Here is a 13,853-nt window from a genome sequence, read left to right as displayed (position 1 = left end):
GCCGGACGCACCCGAAATCTGCGCAAGATTTCGTCTGTTTTCTTTTTAAGAAAACAGCCCGTTCAGCTAAAGAAACTGACAATCAAAGTCGCGCCCAGCAGAACCGATATCCAGATCACCATTGACCCGGTGGGCCATGTACTTGCCATGCGCCCTTCGGGGCCGTGCGAATGGTATAGCCCTGCGATAATATCCTTTACTCGTCGTACGAGGAAACCCAATGTGCCCGTCCAGACACCGCTTACCACAGCGGCAACCTTGCGGATGATGCGGGGCAGCAGCCAGCGATAACTCCAGTCCGTATCCAGATTGATTGCCCGCACTTCCGGCGGATGGATGCCGGTGCGCATCAATATGCCAAAGGCCAGCAGAGCGAACAGCAGCAATTGCAACTGGCCGACAACGTGGCTGGTGGTGTAGGGGGTGAAATCCACCTCGAACGGCAGCAGGGCATATAGGGGGGCGGGATAAACGCCGATGGCAATGCACAGCGCGGCTGTTAGCCCCATTGCCAGCAACATATGCGTTGGCGCCTCTTTTGGCCGTTTGCCGCTGTCATGGGCAAAGAACATGAAGAAGGGGATCTTGATGCCTGAGTGGGACAAAACACCGGCCGAGGCAAACACCAGCGCCAGCCAGACGATGATCATCCCGCCGGACGCCGCTTCGTCCAGAATGATGGATTTGGTGACAAAGCCGGAAAACAGCGGAAAGGCCGAAATCGAAGCCGCCCCCACCAGACAGAACATCGCGGTTTTGGGCATGGTGCGATATAGCCCGCCCAATTCGGAGGCTTTGGACGTGCCGGTGCGATACATCACCGCCCCGACCGACATGAACAACAGCGCCTTGTACAGGATATGCGCGAATGCGTGCGCCGCTGTGCCGTTCAGCGCCATTTCTGACCCGATGCCGATGCCCACCACCATGAACCCCAACTGGTTGTTCAGGCTATAGGCCAGCACGCGGCGCAGGTCGTTTTCGATCTCGGCAAAGAAGATCGGGAATACGGCCATCACCACGCCGATATAGATCAGGATTTCGGTGCCCGCGAACCCGCGTGCCAATGCATAAATCGCCAGCTTTGTGGTAAAGGCCGACAGGATCACCGTGCCTGTGATCGTCGCCGCCGGATAGCTGTCCTGCAACCAGTTGTGCAGTAACGGAAAGGCGGCCTTGATTCCGAACGACAGAAAGATCAGCCATGTGCCAAGCGACCCCAGCGTCATGGTTTCAAACACAATCGACCCCGTGTCGCGGTATACCAGCGCCACACCGGCCAGCAGGATCACGCCTGATCCGATCTGGATAATCAAATAGCGCATCCCCGTATGGAACGCCCCTTCTGTTCGCCGCGCCCAGATCAGGAAAACCGAGGCAATCGCCGTGCCTTCCCAATAGAAAAACAGCGTGATCAGATCACCGGCAAACACCGCGCCGATGGCCGAACCGGCATAAAGCAGTGCCGCCACCTGCTGCACCGTATCGCGCACATGCCATGCGTATAGGTTGCCCAGAAACGCCGCCAGACTAAAGATCAGCCCGAACACGCGGGCCAGTTTATCGACCCGCATCAATTCCAGTTCGAACCCGAACAGCGGCACCGCATAATGCATCCCCAGCGGCATACTCCAGACTTGCCATGCGGCAATCACCGGCACAATCAGCAACAACCCCGCCCGCAGCCGGCCTTTGGGCAGTGCCAGCAGCACAATGGCGGCGGCAAAGAACAGGTAAGCGGTGGGGATCTGGTCAAGCATCATAATCGACCTTTTCCAGTTCCGCTTCGGGATATTCCTCGCGGTCCACGGCCTTGTCGCCGTAGTAATCCTCGGGCCGTTTGATCAGCACGCGCAAACCTTTGGCAGCAAGGATCAGGCCCGTAAACATGATAAACCCGTAAAAGCCGAAAAACCCCGGCAGGTCCTCGATATGGAAATAGCCATGTTTCTCGTAGGTGAAATCAACCAGAAACAACAACCCGCAAACCACGGCCAGCGCCCAAAAAATCTTGGTCGCACTGCCCGGTTTATCAACCCACAGCAGCATCCGGCCAAGGGCGGGGTAGGTATCGGGGTTGTCTTTAGGGTCTGACATGACAGCCTCCTGCCGCAGTGGTAAAGGAGATAAGACGCGCAGTCCCGCACCTGATACGGGACCTCTTTGCCTGCAACGGGGAAGGTCCCGCATCAGGTGCGGGACTGCGTAGCGCGGATATTACAGTCAGCGAATTCACCGCATCCCTCCCACAATCGGCATCAGGAAATCCCTGATGTCGGTGGCATAGAAAAACAGCAGCAAACAGCCAAACGCGGTGATGGCTGGCGGCAGCCAGACCAATGTCGGGGATTCCCTGATCACAGTGGCCTCGCCCGCTTTTGCAGGCCAAAAGAACCCTTTGCCGACGATCGACAGCAGATAGGCCACGTTCAACAGGGAACTCAGCATCAGCACCGCGATCATCACCTGTTGGCCTGCGTCCGCCGCACCGACGATCAACAGCCATTTGCTCCACGATCCGCCCAGCGGTGGCAGGCCGATGATCGACAATGCCCCGATCAGGAACGCGCCATAGGTGATCGGCATGATCCGTCCAAGGCCGTTCATCTGGCTGATGTTAGTTTTATGCGTTGCAACATAGATTGATCCGGCACACATGAACAAAGTGATCTTGCCCATCGCGTGCATGGCAATATGCATCCCGCCGCCCAGCGCCCCCATGGATGTGGCCAGCGCCATGCCAAGGGTGATGTAGGACAGTTGGCTGATGGTGGAATAGGCCAGCCGCGCCTTCAGGTTGTCCTTGGTCATCGCCACGATCGAGGCCGCGATAATAGTATAGGCCGCCACCCACATCAGCCATTCGGAAGCCCCCGTTTCGGCCAGAAAATCGATGCCGAAGATGTAGATGCCGACCTTCAGCATGGTGAACACGCCCGCCTTGACCACCGCAACCGCGTGCAACAGGGCGCTGACCGGTGTGGGGGCCACCATCGCGGCGGGCAGCCAGCGGTGGAAGGGCATCAGTGCCGCCTTGCCGATGCCAAACGCATACAGCCCCAACAGCAGTGCCACCATCGGTCCGGCGATGTGGCCGCGCAGGATGCCGCCTTGGGTAAAGTCCAGCGTGCCGGTGATGGTGTAGGTCCAGATCACCGCGACCAGCAGCAAGCCAATCGAGGTGCCCATCAGGATGCCCAGATAGGTGCGTGCGCCGCTAATGGCTTCGGGTGTGCCTTTGTGGGCGACCAGCGGATAGGTGGACAGGGTCAGCATTTCATAGAACAGGAACAGCGTGAACATATTGGCCGAAAACGCCAGCCCCATCACAGCACCGATGGCCAGCGAGAAGCTGGCAAAGAAACGGGTGTGGTTGTCTTCGTTATTGCCGCGCATATAGCCGACGCCGTAGATATGCGTCAGGATCCACAGACCGGACGCGATGATGGCAAACATCAGGCCCAGCGGCTCGACGTTAAACGCGATATCAAGGCCGGGGAAAACGGTCAGCAGGCTGAAGGCCTCGGTCGTTCCGTTACCCACATTGGACAGGATCACTAGCACCGTGGCAAAGGTGGCCGCAGCAGCACCCAGGGTCATGCTGTCGCGCAGGTTCGCGTGGTTGCGCAGCAGCAGGTTGCCGATCGAGGCCGCAGCGGGGATCAGCATGGTCAGCAGGATGGCGGTATTAGTTTCCACTGGCGACGCCCCCCATAAACCCGTGCAACAGACCGTCGGCGGCTGCGCGGGCCGCTGTCATCGTCAGGTCGGTATCAACACCGAACCACACGGTTGCCCCGGCCATAATCCACAGCGGCACCAGCATGGTCAGCGGCGCCTCTTGCCGTGTCCAGCCCTCGGCGGGTTGTTTCATGTATAGGGTTTCGATCACCCTCCAAACATAGATAATCGCAAGCAGGCTTGATCCGACAATCGCCAGTGCCAGCGGCCAGTAGCCCTGTTCAATCGCGGCCTGCACCAGCACCCATTTGCTGATGAAACCGGCAGTGCCCGGCACCCCGATCAGCGAAAGGCCGGCAATGACGATGGCGAAACTTGTGAACGGCATCGCTTTTCCCATGCCTTCGATTTTGGCATAGAATGAACCGCCCGACCGCAGCACCAGCGCGCCAACGCCCATGAACAGGGCCGCCTTTGTGATACCGTGGTTGAACAGATGCACAATGGCGGCGGTCAGGCCCGTGGTCGACAACATGCCGATGCCCAGCAGGATGTAACCGATCTGGGCGATGCTGGAATAGGCCAGCATGCGCTTGAAATCGCTCTGGAACACGGCAATCAGCGAGGCGGCGAACATCGCAAGGATCGCCAGCGGCATCATCACCCACCGAACGGCGTGCATTTCAAACAGGAAATCCGGCTGGAAAATGGTGAACATAAACCGCAGCAGCACATAGATGGCAACTTTGGTGGCGGTGGCGGCAAGGAAAGATGTCACCGCCGAGGGCGCATAGGTATAGGCGTTTGGCAGCCACAGGTGCAGCGGGTAAACAGCGGCCTTCAGCCCCATGCCGACCACAATAAAGGCAAAGGCGGTTTCCAGCGTGCGGTTGGTGCCGTGCTCCTGAATATAGCGGGCAATATCAGCCATGTTCAGGGTGCCGGTGGCGGCATATAGAAAGCCGATGCCGATCACGAAAAACGTAGCGCCGATGGTGCCCATGATCAGGTAATCATAGGCCGCTGTCAGCGCGCGTTTGTCCGTGCGTGACCCCATTGCGACCAGCACATAGGTCGACAGGGACGAAATTTCGAGGAACACGAACACGTTGAACGCATCCCCTGTCACCACCACCCCCAGCAGACCAGTGAAACACAGCAGATACATGGTGTAGAATAGGGTCTGATGCCGCGGGGTGATTTCGTTTTTGATGCTCTGGATCGTGTAGGGCAGCACGATGGTGCCGATGGCAGACACCAGCAACAACACAAACGCATTGGCCGCATCAATCCGGTATTCGATACCAAGCGGCGGCAACCAGCCACCTATGGCATAGGAAATCACGCCGCTGTCCAGCACCCGTAATAATAACAACACCGAAATAATGAACGAAGCCAGCGCCGCGCAAAAGGCAATCGGCCACGCCAGACGGCGCGAACCGATCAGCACGGTCAGGGGTGCGGCCAGAAACGGCACCAGCACCACCAGAATTGGCAAATGGTCCGACAGGGTGCGCGCTGTGTGCAGGGCTTCGGCCGACATCTAGGCACGCCCCCCCATGGATTCGCCGTGGGTCCGGTTTTCCTTGCGGACCAGCTCGGTTTCGATCGCCAGAATTTCGTCCTCTTCGATGGTGTCATACTCCTCGCGGATACGCACAATCAGCGCCAGACCCAGTGACGTGGTGGCAATGCCGACCACAATTGCCGTCAGGATCAGCACATGTGGCAACGGGTTGGTGTAAACCGTTTCGGGGTCAATCTGCATATCCAGCGGGAAAATCGGCGCAGTGCCGCCGGTGACCTTGCCAAGCGAAATGTAGAACATGAATACCGCCGATTGAAACAGGTTCAGCCCGACGATTTTCTTGATCAGGTTGCCTTTGGCCACAACGATATACAGGCCGGTCATCATCAGAACGGTGAACAGCCAGTAATTCATATGGCCAAGAATGAATTCAAGCGTCGGCATCACCATTCCTCGTCACTGATGGCGGGGCGGCGGGACGCAAAGGCATAGTAGATCGAGATCATAACGCCGGTCACTGTCACCAGCACCCCGAATTCCACCGCAAAAATTCCCCAGTGTTGGCCGTGGGACGGGTGCTGCGGTGAAAAGGATCCGTAATCCAGAAAGTCATAGCCCAGAAACAGCGCCACTACACCGGTGCCGGCATAGATCAGAACCCCCAGCGCCATCATTTTGTGCGCCAGCCATGCAGGCAAAACCGCCTGCACATTTTCCATGCCGTAAACGATACCATATAGGATAAATCCAACGGCCATGATCACACCCGCCTGAAACCCGCCACCGGGTGAAAAATCACCATGGAACTGCACATAAAGCGCAAACAGGATGATCGGAGCGACCAGCATTTTGGTAACAACACGCAGGATCAGGTGGTGGTGCATCAGCTAACCTCCCTTTCATCCTTGGCGTGCTTGCGGCGACGACGGCGCAATCCGGAAATCAGCATCAGCACCCCGACACCGGCGGTGAAAACCACAGCGGTTTCGCCCATCGTGTCATAGCCGCGATAGCTGGCCAGAATATAGGTCACGACATTGGGGATATCCATATCCTCGGGGCCGCGCTCCATATATTGCGCGGCCACGCCGACCTGTGCAGGGGCATTGGCATCACCAAAATTCGGCATATCCAGCGTGCCGTAAATGATTGCGGCACCTGTGACAGTGACCACCAGCAGCGGGATCCACGGGGTGTGGACCGGCTTCTTTTCGATCCGCGATGTCAGGGTCAGGGTCGACAGCATCAGAACGGTTGAAATACCCGCGCCGACAGCGGCCTCGGTAAAGGCCACATCGACCGCATCCAGTGTGACCAGCAGCATGGCCGACAACAGGCTGAACACGCCCGCCATCATGGTCACACCAAACAGGCGGCGCATTTTTACGATGGCGAAAGCGGTGGCCACCAGCATGGTGAACAGGGACAGGTCGATGAACAGATCAAGCATCGCCTTCCCCTTCCAGTTTCAATGGTTCCGGCTCGGCCCCACTCAGCCCTTCGCCCTCGGGCGGGCGCAGACCGGTGACAAGGGCGGCGTTGGCCACAGCGTGGGTCGAGGTCGGGCCGGTGATAAACAGGAACACCCCGATGATCAGCAGTTTCACAGTGACCAGCGTTGGCCCCGCTTGCAGGCACATGCCGATTACCAGCAGGATCATCCCCGCGCTATCGGTGATCGAGGCCGCATGCAGCCGCGACCAGAAATCGGGGAACCGAATAGTGCCGACCGCGCCGATTACCACAAAGACCGATCCCGAAACGATAAAGAACCAGCTTAGCAGGTTGATGATGATCTCCAGCGCGCTCAATGCCCGATCTCCCGATCTGTGGGGCGCTGGTGGACATCCCCGATGGCACGGTAGCGGAAATATTTCAGGATCGCGATGGTGCCAACGAAATTGATCAGCGCATAAAGCAGTGCGATATCCAGAAAATCGGGCCGGCCGGTCAGAAACCCGATCACCCCGATGAACAGCACTGTATGGGTGCCGAAGGAATTGACCGCCAACACGCGATCATACAGCGTCGGACCGGCGTATAGGCGCACCAGAACCAGCACCATGGCAATAAACAGCGCGAAGATGGCAAAAACAAACATCACGCGCCCCCTGCGGTTTCGCAGGCCGTAATCCGCGCGTCCATATCGGCCAGCGCGTCGGGGTCGTCTTCGGACCAGGAAACGGCATGTACCAGAAAATGCCCGTCCTCGGTTTCAACCGTGATGGTGCCCGGTGTCAGGGTGATCGAATTGGCAAAGATCACCTGCCCGACATCGGTTTTCTGGGTGTAGGGCGTTTTGAACAGATGCTGGCGGATCGGCATATCGCGGGCCAGTATAATCTTGGTCACAGCCCAGTTGGCACGGGCGATTTCCAGCATTAACCAAGCCAGATATTTGGCGTATTTCACCGGGGCCAGCAGCAGTTTGACCCGATCGCCATCCTGTGCGTCCATCCGGCTGGTGATGAATAGCGTCAACAGCACTGAAGCCACGCCCAACCCGATGATGAAAGGTTCGAAAATACCGGACATCAACAGCCAAAGGGCGAAGAAAACAATCGCTATGCCAATGGTTCGCACCCATATCCCCCTTTGTTGTCCCACCCTCGATCGGACATGCGGGGCCGGTTCGCTACAGATAGTATAAGCGATGGGTCGGCGCAATCAATTAGGCAACGATGTTCCACAACATTCCCGCAATAACAGCACCGGTCATTGCAGTCGCAATATAGGCATAAAAAACGCGTGGTTTGACCAAGGCCCAGACAGCAATTGCTGCGGGAATGCTGCTGATACCGCCTGCGATGACAAATGACATTGCGGCACCGTTACTCATCCCCTGATCAAGCAAGGCATCCATCAAAGGCACAGCAGCATAGCCATTCAAATATGCGGGACCGCCCAATAGGGCACCCAGCAAAATGGGCGCTATACCATCTCCGCCCAAAATAGATGCAATCATCTCTGCGGGCACATAGCGAATCATCAATGCTTCGAAAAGATAGGCCAATAACAGCCATTTACCTAAGAACAACGCATTTTCGATTACGGTTGTGCGGAATATCCTACGCCGCTTGGCATCATGCCAGAAAGCCCACTCGGGCTTACCGCTGAATGCTGTGGCCTGGCTGCCGCAACCACATTCCGGCTGTGCCTCCGTAGGACGAAGAGGGTTGGAAAAAACCATGCTTTTGGCAAAGATTTTCACGGTAAACCCGCCTAGCAATCCAACTCCGACTGCGGCAATCGTTTTGGCGATGGCAAAATCAAACCCTAATGTGCCTGACGTAATTAGAAACATTGCCGGATCCATTATCGGAGAGGACAACCAAAACGCCATGACGGCAGACAATGGCGCGCCAACGGCCAATAGCACGGCGATAAATGGGATTACCTCGCAGGAGCAAAACGGTGACAACCCGCCCAGTAGCGCGGCCATCAATATCATCCTTACTTCGCGCCCCTCAAAAGCGCGCGCCAGCAATGTTTCTGCCCCGGTTGCCTTTAGATAACCAACGGCAAGCACAGCAAATACGATAAAGACTCCAGTTTTCAATATTGCTTGTGCTGCAAATATTACTGTTGGGAACAATTGCGGTCTGTCAAAAATTACCAGCAATATCGGGATTAACAGTATTACCACCCACGCTTTGTCTATTCGTTTCCATAGCGGGGGTCCGGCGTCTTTGCGGCTATAGCTATGCGTATGATCAGTCAATTTCAGGATCCCCGCTTTCCAAGGCACAATCGGCACAACATTCGGACAGCAGATACTGTGAAAGAGTATTGATCTGATCATAGGCAACAGCGGCGCAGATAATTGATCGTCCGCGTTTTGTTTGCTGTACCAAGCCCGCTTGAGTCAGGATTTTCAAATGATGTGTAAGGGTCGACCCTGTGATGCCACTGCGTTTTCCAAGCGTGCCAATGGAAATTCCAGCGTCTCCAGCTCTAACCAGAATGTTTAGCACTGTTAGCCGTTGCTCTGAACCAAGGGCGGCAAATGTTGATGCGGCGCGCTCAATGCTTAAAGGGGTGATATTTTTTTGTTCCATATTTCTATGTTACTAAAAATATAGAAACATAAGCAAGCCTAAATTGCAACTTAGAAAACCTTGGGGTAATTTCATCGAATGGAACCATATTAAATGGATCAGTTTATTGCCCGCCTACAAGCCTGCCGCCTTTGCGCCGTCCGCTTTGCGGCCACGGCCACAGCCCATCAGCCACGTCCCGTTATCTGGCTGGATCCGCAGGCCCGTATCCTGATTGCCGGACAGGCGCCGGGCGCACGGGTACATGACTCGGGCAAACCGTTTGATGATCCCTCGGGTGATCGTTTGCGCGATTGGCTGGGGGTGGATAGCCGCACCTTCTACGACCTGCAGAAATTCGCCTTTGCGCCGATGGGCTTTTGCTTTCCGGGGTATGATGCCAAAGGGTCAGACCTGCCGCCGCCCAAACTCTGCGCCGAGACATGGCGCGATGACCTTATCCGCCATCTGACACAGGTCCGCCTGACCCTGCTGGTTGGCGGATACGCCCAGAAATGGCATCTGGGCAAAGCCGCCAGCGGCGGGGTGACACGCACCGTTCAGGGCTGGCGCGACCATGCGCCCGATCTATTCCCCTTGCCCCATCCGTCCTGGCGCAATACAGGCTGGATCAGGAAAAATCCGTGGTTTACAACCGATCTGCTACCGGCGCTGAAAACCCGTGTAAAAGAGGTTCTGGATGACTGACCCAACCCCGCTAGATACCGCCCATGCGGCAATGCAAGCTGCCCCCGAAGACACAGCCCGGCGCCTGCGGTTCTTTGAACGGCTGGCAGATAGCGAATTATTCCTGCTGCTGGAAGCCGAGGCACAGGGCGATACCATCAAACCCGAGGTGTTCGAGGTGGACGGGGCAAAATATCTGCTGGTGTTCGATCGCGAGGAACGGTTGGCTGAATTTGTCAAAGCCACGGCCCATCACGCCACCCTGTCGGGACGTGTGGCAGCAAAGATGCTGTCGGGGCAAGGGATCGGGTTGGCGGTCAATCCTGGCGTGGCGCCATCGTCAATCCTGATACCGGCGGATGCAATGGCGTGGCTGGGTGAAATACTGGATGAAGCACCGGATGAAATTCAGGCCAGACCCGTCGGTTTTTCCACCCCCTCGGGCATCTCCGAAACCTTGCTGGCCGCACTGGACAGCAAGCTGGCCATCGCCGCCGGTCTGGCCAAAACCGCCTATCTTGTGGCTGTGGAATACGAGGGCGGCAACAGCGGGCACATGCTGGCGATTATCGACGCCCTGCCGGAAGCCGAGATCGCCCTGGCCAAAGCGGTCAGCGAGGCCGTCAGTTTCAGCGGCTTTGCAACCCCGCTGGATGTGACCTTTATTGCAGGGGATGACCCGTTGATTGCCACCTTGCAGAAAACCGGTTTACGGTTTGATCTGCCGGAAAAGAAACCGGCCGCCCACAGCCCCGCAGCCCCCGGGCGCGATCCGGAAAACCCGCCGATCCTGCGATAACGGCCCCTAAATCTTGCAAAGATATCGATCTGTTTTCTTTAAAAGAAAACAGGCTGTCGCTCTAATACCCCGCACCGCGATCAACCAGATGCAGCAATGGCTCCCCCGCCTCGCCCCGCCGGATATTCTCGGCGATCACCTGCGCAGCACTATCGGTTCGGAAATCCGAGGCGATATGCGGGGTAACTGTGACTTTGGGGTGCGCCCAATAAGGGTGATCAGCGGGCAATGGTTCCTTGCGGAACACATCCAGCGTGGCATGGGCGATATGTCCGCTATCCAGCGCCGCCAGCAGGGCGTCGTCATCAATCAAAGGGCCGCGTCCGGGGTTGATCACCACCGCCCCTGCGGGCATCTGCGCCAGCCGCTTTGCATTCAGCAGGTTTTCGGTATCCGCTGTCAACGGCAGCAACAACACCAGAATTTCCGCCCGCGCAAGGGTCTGCGCCAACCCGTCATCACCGGACAGACAGGTGATCCCCGCAATATCCTTGCGGCTGCGGCTCCAGCCGGTGACGTCGAAATTCATCCCGGCCAACCCTTTTGCACAGGCCTGCCCCAGCGCGCCCAGCCCCAGCACCGCCACCTTGCGGTCCCGCGCCAGTGGCGGCACACGGGGTGCCCATTCACGGGTCGGGTTCAACACATACCTGTCCAGCCCCAGATGATGCCGCAACACATTGGCGACCACCCATTCCACCATGCCTTCGGTCATGCCGTCATTTACCATACGGGCCAGCGGCATGGTCAGGGTTTCATTTCCGACAATCCGCTCGACCCCCGCCCAAAGGCTGAGCACCGCCTTGGCATTGGTTAACGGGGTAAAGTCGTGCAGTGACGGGTTGGGCGCATAAATGATGTAATCCACCTGCGCCGGATCATCCGTTTCGGGCGACAGGGTATAGTCAAGCCCCAGCGCATCCAGTGCGCGGCGCAACGGGGTTTCGTATTCCGCCCAGCGCTTGGAACCGGCGGCAAACAGGATGGTGGTCATGTAGCAAACACTCCGGCCATATCGGCAAATCCCTTAACTTCGATCGGATTGCCTGACGGATCCAGAAAGAACATCGTGCTTTGCTCGCCCGGCTGCCCGGCAAAGCGCAGGGTCGGCGGGATGACAAATTCGATGCCCGCATCCTTCAGGCGGTCGGCCAAGGATTGCCATTCATCCATCGCCAGCACAACACCCAGATGCGGCATCATCACCATATGATCGCCCACCTTGCCGGTGGCGCGGGTTTCAAAGGGTTCGCCCAGATGCAGCGAAATCTGGTGGCCGAAAAAGTTGAAATCAACCCATGTATCGGTGCTGCGCCCCTCGACACATCCCAGCACCCCGCCATAAAAGGCGCGGGTCAGATCCAGATCGGTGACGTTATAGGCAAGGTGAAAAATCAACATGTCTTACGTCCTTTGGCTGTGTAGCTTTGGTAAGGAGTATATAGCGCCACACAATTAAGACTGCTCAACTTGGTTTTTCTGTGCAATACGGCCAGAAATTTGATTGTCCAGTCGTTGCTTCAGTTTAGAACCCTTGGCAACGCTTCGAGCCGCCCGTAACTCGTTGAGTTTCTTCCACTGGCGGTTTGGCAATTTTGTTTTTCCTTCGGCAACTATAACGCCAGTAATATCGGCTGGCGCATGTATCAAACTGACTTCTTTTGCGGCCTTAATTTTATGCCCATGTTTATGAATTGCTTTTTTTATTTCCCATATCGCGGCCTTGGGCACCATACCCCCAGATATGGTAATATCGTCAGCATATACCCCGTGTTTCAATGATGCTCTTTTGACTATGCTTTCGATCTCAGCCCACATATCTAGGTTTGAAAAATACGCTAATATTGGGCTGCACGGAGCCCCCTGCGGTAGCCCTACACGATCTGTGTCAGTATCTAGGATTGTCGTTATATGGACCAGAATAGCCGTTACATCGGGGGAGCATTCCAACTTTGAGGAAAAGAAATGCACCACATTGTTGCCAGAGCAACTCGGAAAGAAATTTTCAATATCCAATAACCAATATGCTTTTGCGCCCTTATGATAAGCTGCATTGTCGACATATGATCGACCTTTGACGGGACTAAACAACCACTCTGGAGGCGTAATTCTAGAAAGCAATTTTGCGATCCTTGCCTGTAGAGATTTTAGGCGGTGAACTGGAATATCTATAGGACGGTATTTGTCGGCATCCACTTCGTCAGGCGGGCTTTTCAGCCAAACGTCGCCTTTTTTGCTTTTCCAATATCTTGAATAGAGATCTTCCCTTTGGGAGATTTCAGAAAGGGTTTTAGGTGACACTCGCAAAAGCTGCGCTAATTTTTTCCGACTTCGAAGTCGGAAAAAGGGGCTATCTCGCAACGAATACGTGTTTATTGTTGTTTCTTTAAGCATTGGCTTTACGCTCAACAAATTTCAGAATATCCAAGACTTTTGTCGCAATTTTGGCCTTCACTTTCCCACCATCTTTGGCGTCTGGAATTTTTTCGGCAAAAAACATAATAGAGGAAACAGGGACATTGAATTCTGAAGCATAACGTTCGATTAGGTCAAGAGACGGGCTTTTAGTGCCTTTTTCTATTTCAGATATATGGGATTTGGAAATGCCAAGTTTTTCGGCCATTTCAAATTGCTTAAGGTCATGAAAAACCCGTAACAGTCTGAGAGCTTCGTTTATCATGATCCTGCCTAAGTTAGCCTTTCATTAGATATTGGGTTAGCGGTCTAATCGAAGAGATCAAGAACCCAAAGCACCAACCGGTAGATCCGGTAGATGATGAAGCCCATCTTTACAATGAGCTTCCAAGTTAGGGGGCGTTGAAGTTTCCCCCAAAACCCACGACGCAATTTTTGGAGTTTCCTCCGCAATTTGCGCCACCGCCGCCGTTGGCGTGTCTCGAAAAAAGCCATAGACTTTCTCCTTTCTGGTTGCCTTGGCCGCAGGCCCGATATGGACAAACTAACCAAGGGTTCTCACCAACCAGAAAACGGAACCAACGACTTACACCCTTTACCTAGACGCGATAGCTGTTCTCGGCTATCGCGTCTGCTTCGCCCGCCGCCCGCGCACTCCCCGTCGCCGGGGCCTCGCGGCCTGTGCGGATGAAACGGTAGAGAGTTC

Annotated in this window: 18 protein-coding genes; 2 read left to right on the top strand and 16 right to left on the bottom strand. The window is 55.8% G+C overall.

The genetic code is table 11. From position 1 onward, the window contains the following. Positions 1–62: 62 nt before the first annotated feature. The 12 genes from BAR1_RS02645 to BAR1_RS02590 form a co-directional block, all read right to left on the bottom strand. Positions 63–1,760, bottom strand: coding sequence for a Na(+)/H(+) antiporter subunit D (locus BAR1_RS02645; protein ID WP_194295017.1), 1,698 nt, complete (start codon positions 1,758–1,760; stop codon positions 63–65). After that, positions 1,753–2,097 (bottom strand): hypothetical protein, encoded by a 345-nt coding sequence (locus BAR1_RS02640; RefSeq protein WP_118941576.1) that lies wholly within the window; start codon positions 2,095–2,097, stop codon positions 1,753–1,755. Before BAR1_RS02640 ends, BAR1_RS02645 begins: the two co-directional genes overlap by 8 nt. A gap of 135 nt (positions 2,098–2,232) precedes the next feature. After that, positions 2,233–3,699 (bottom strand): proton-conducting transporter transmembrane domain-containing protein, encoded by a 1,467-nt coding sequence (locus BAR1_RS02635; protein ID WP_228408698.1) that lies wholly within the window; start codon positions 3,697–3,699, stop codon positions 2,233–2,235. Further along, a complete protein-coding gene (locus BAR1_RS02630; protein ID WP_118941575.1) occupies positions 3,689–5,224 on the bottom strand; it encodes a monovalent cation/H+ antiporter subunit D family protein in 1,536 nt (511 codons plus the stop codon). The genes BAR1_RS02635 and BAR1_RS02630 overlap by 11 nt, the downstream gene beginning before the upstream one ends. Next, positions 5,225–5,653, bottom strand: a complete 429-nt coding sequence (locus BAR1_RS02625; protein WP_162891650.1) for a cation:proton antiporter subunit C — start codon at positions 5,651–5,653, stop codon at positions 5,225–5,227. Next, positions 5,653–6,093, bottom strand: coding sequence for a Na(+)/H(+) antiporter subunit B (locus tag BAR1_RS02620; RefSeq protein WP_194295016.1), 441 nt, complete (start codon positions 6,091–6,093; stop codon positions 5,653–5,655). The genes BAR1_RS02625 and BAR1_RS02620 overlap by 1 nt, the downstream gene beginning before the upstream one ends. Then, a complete protein-coding gene (locus tag BAR1_RS02615; protein ID WP_118941572.1) occupies positions 6,093–6,659 on the bottom strand; it encodes a DUF4040 domain-containing protein in 567 nt (188 codons plus the stop codon). The genes BAR1_RS02620 and BAR1_RS02615 overlap by 1 nt, the downstream gene beginning before the upstream one ends. Next, a complete protein-coding gene (mnhG, locus tag BAR1_RS02610) occupies positions 6,652–7,020 on the bottom strand; it encodes a monovalent cation/H(+) antiporter subunit G (RefSeq protein WP_118941571.1) in 369 nt (122 codons plus the stop codon). Before mnhG ends, BAR1_RS02615 begins: the two co-directional genes overlap by 8 nt. Further along, on the bottom strand, positions 7,017–7,310 hold the full coding sequence (locus BAR1_RS02605) for a monovalent cation/H+ antiporter complex subunit F (RefSeq protein WP_118941570.1): 294 nt from the start codon (positions 7,308–7,310) through the stop codon (positions 7,017–7,019). Before BAR1_RS02605 ends, mnhG begins: the two co-directional genes overlap by 4 nt. Further along, positions 7,310–7,792: a Na+/H+ antiporter subunit E gene (locus BAR1_RS02600; protein WP_228408697.1), complete on the bottom strand. Its 483-nt coding sequence runs from the start codon at positions 7,790–7,792 to the stop codon at positions 7,310–7,312. The genes BAR1_RS02605 and BAR1_RS02600 overlap by 1 nt, the downstream gene beginning before the upstream one ends. An 88-nt stretch (positions 7,793–7,880) precedes the next feature. After that, on the bottom strand, positions 7,881–8,930 hold the full coding sequence (locus BAR1_RS02595; protein WP_228408695.1) for a permease: 1,050 nt from the start codon (positions 8,928–8,930) through the stop codon (positions 7,881–7,883). Next, positions 8,923–9,267, bottom strand: coding sequence for an ArsR/SmtB family transcription factor (locus BAR1_RS02590; protein ID WP_118941568.1), 345 nt, complete (start codon positions 9,265–9,267; stop codon positions 8,923–8,925). Before BAR1_RS02590 ends, BAR1_RS02595 begins: the two co-directional genes overlap by 8 nt. 93 nt (positions 9,268–9,360) lie before the next feature. On the opposite strand from BAR1_RS02590, the gene BAR1_RS02585 reads away from it, so the two are divergent. Then, entirely contained in the window at positions 9,361–9,954 is a 594-nt protein-coding gene (locus tag BAR1_RS02585; protein ID WP_118941567.1) for a uracil-DNA glycosylase family protein, read from the top strand. Next, on the top strand, positions 9,947–10,732 hold the full coding sequence (locus BAR1_RS02580; protein ID WP_118941566.1) for an SseB family protein: 786 nt from the start codon (positions 9,947–9,949) through the stop codon (positions 10,730–10,732). Before BAR1_RS02585 ends, BAR1_RS02580 begins: the two co-directional genes overlap by 8 nt. Positions 10,733–10,793: 61 nt before the next feature. Here BAR1_RS02580 and BAR1_RS02575 read toward each other — a convergent pair whose 3' ends face one another. Genes BAR1_RS02575 through BAR1_RS02560 form a run of 4 tightly spaced genes read right to left on the bottom strand, consistent with a single transcriptional unit; the run spans position 10,794 to position 13,412 of the window. Continuing rightward, entirely contained in the window at positions 10,794–11,726 is a 933-nt protein-coding gene (locus BAR1_RS02575; RefSeq protein WP_118941565.1) for a 2-hydroxyacid dehydrogenase, read from the bottom strand. Next, positions 11,723–12,133: a VOC family protein gene (locus tag BAR1_RS02570; RefSeq protein ID WP_118941564.1), complete on the bottom strand. Its 411-nt coding sequence runs from the start codon at positions 12,131–12,133 to the stop codon at positions 11,723–11,725. Before BAR1_RS02570 ends, BAR1_RS02575 begins: the two co-directional genes overlap by 4 nt. Before the next feature lie 54 nt (positions 12,134–12,187). Continuing rightward, positions 12,188–13,126: a reverse transcriptase family protein gene (locus tag BAR1_RS02565; protein WP_118941563.1), complete on the bottom strand. Its 939-nt coding sequence runs from the start codon at positions 13,124–13,126 to the stop codon at positions 12,188–12,190. Continuing rightward, complete coding sequence (locus BAR1_RS02560; RefSeq protein WP_118941562.1) at positions 13,119–13,412, bottom strand: helix-turn-helix transcriptional regulator; 294 nt, start codon at positions 13,410–13,412, stop codon at positions 13,119–13,121. The genes BAR1_RS02565 and BAR1_RS02560 overlap by 8 nt, the downstream gene beginning before the upstream one ends. Positions 13,413–13,853: the final 441 nt, after the last annotated feature.

The sequence above is a fragment of the Profundibacter amoris genome, from assembly GCF_003544895.1.
In the GTDB taxonomy this organism is placed as follows: Bacteria; Pseudomonadota; Alphaproteobacteria; order Rhodobacterales; family Rhodobacteraceae; genus Profundibacter; species Profundibacter amoris.
Note: the sequence above shows the minus strand (reverse complement) of the source record. Positions and strands in the feature narration are given on the sequence as shown.

Bases quoted from the DNA above. Each gene is read 5' to 3' on its own strand.
- BAR1_RS02645 (WP_194295017.1), bottom strand. From the start codon at position 1,760: ATGCTTGACCAGATCCCCACCGCTTACCTGTTCTTTGCCGCCGCCATT.
- BAR1_RS02640 (WP_118941576.1), bottom strand. From the start codon at position 2,097: ATGTCAGACCCTAAAGACAACCCCGATACCTACCCCGCCCTTGGCCGG.
- BAR1_RS02630 (WP_118941575.1), bottom strand. From the start codon at position 5,224: ATGTCGGCCGAAGCCCTGCACACAGCGCGCACCCTGTCGGACCATTTG.
- BAR1_RS02625 (WP_162891650.1), bottom strand. From the start codon at position 5,653: ATGCCGACGCTTGAATTCATTCTTGGCCATATGAATTACTGGCTGTTC.
- BAR1_RS02620 (WP_194295016.1), bottom strand. From the start codon at position 6,093: ATGCACCACCACCTGATCCTGCGTGTTGTTACCAAAATGCTGGTCGCT.
- BAR1_RS02615 (WP_118941572.1), bottom strand. From the start codon at position 6,659: ATGCTTGATCTGTTCATCGACCTGTCCCTGTTCACCATGCTGGTGGCC.
- BAR1_RS02605 (WP_118941570.1), bottom strand. From the start codon at position 7,310: ATGTTTGTTTTTGCCATCTTCGCGCTGTTTATTGCCATGGTGCTGGTT.
- BAR1_RS02590 (WP_118941568.1), bottom strand. From the start codon at position 9,267: ATGGAACAAAAAAATATCACCCCTTTAAGCATTGAGCGCGCCGCATCA.
- BAR1_RS02585 (WP_118941567.1), top strand. From the start codon at position 9,361: ATGGATCAGTTTATTGCCCGCCTACAAGCCTGCCGCCTTTGCGCCGTC.
- BAR1_RS02580 (WP_118941566.1), top strand. From the start codon at position 9,947: ATGACTGACCCAACCCCGCTAGATACCGCCCATGCGGCAATGCAAGCT.
- BAR1_RS02575 (WP_118941565.1), bottom strand. From the start codon at position 11,726: ATGACCACCATCCTGTTTGCCGCCGGTTCCAAGCGCTGGGCGGAATAC.
- BAR1_RS02570 (WP_118941564.1), bottom strand. From the start codon at position 12,133: ATGTTGATTTTTCACCTTGCCTATAACGTCACCGATCTGGATCTGACC.
- BAR1_RS02565 (WP_118941563.1), bottom strand. From the start codon at position 13,126: ATGCTTAAAGAAACAACAATAAACACGTATTCGTTGCGAGATAGCCCC.
- BAR1_RS02560 (WP_118941562.1), bottom strand. From the start codon at position 13,412: ATGATAAACGAAGCTCTCAGACTGTTACGGGTTTTTCATGACCTTAAG.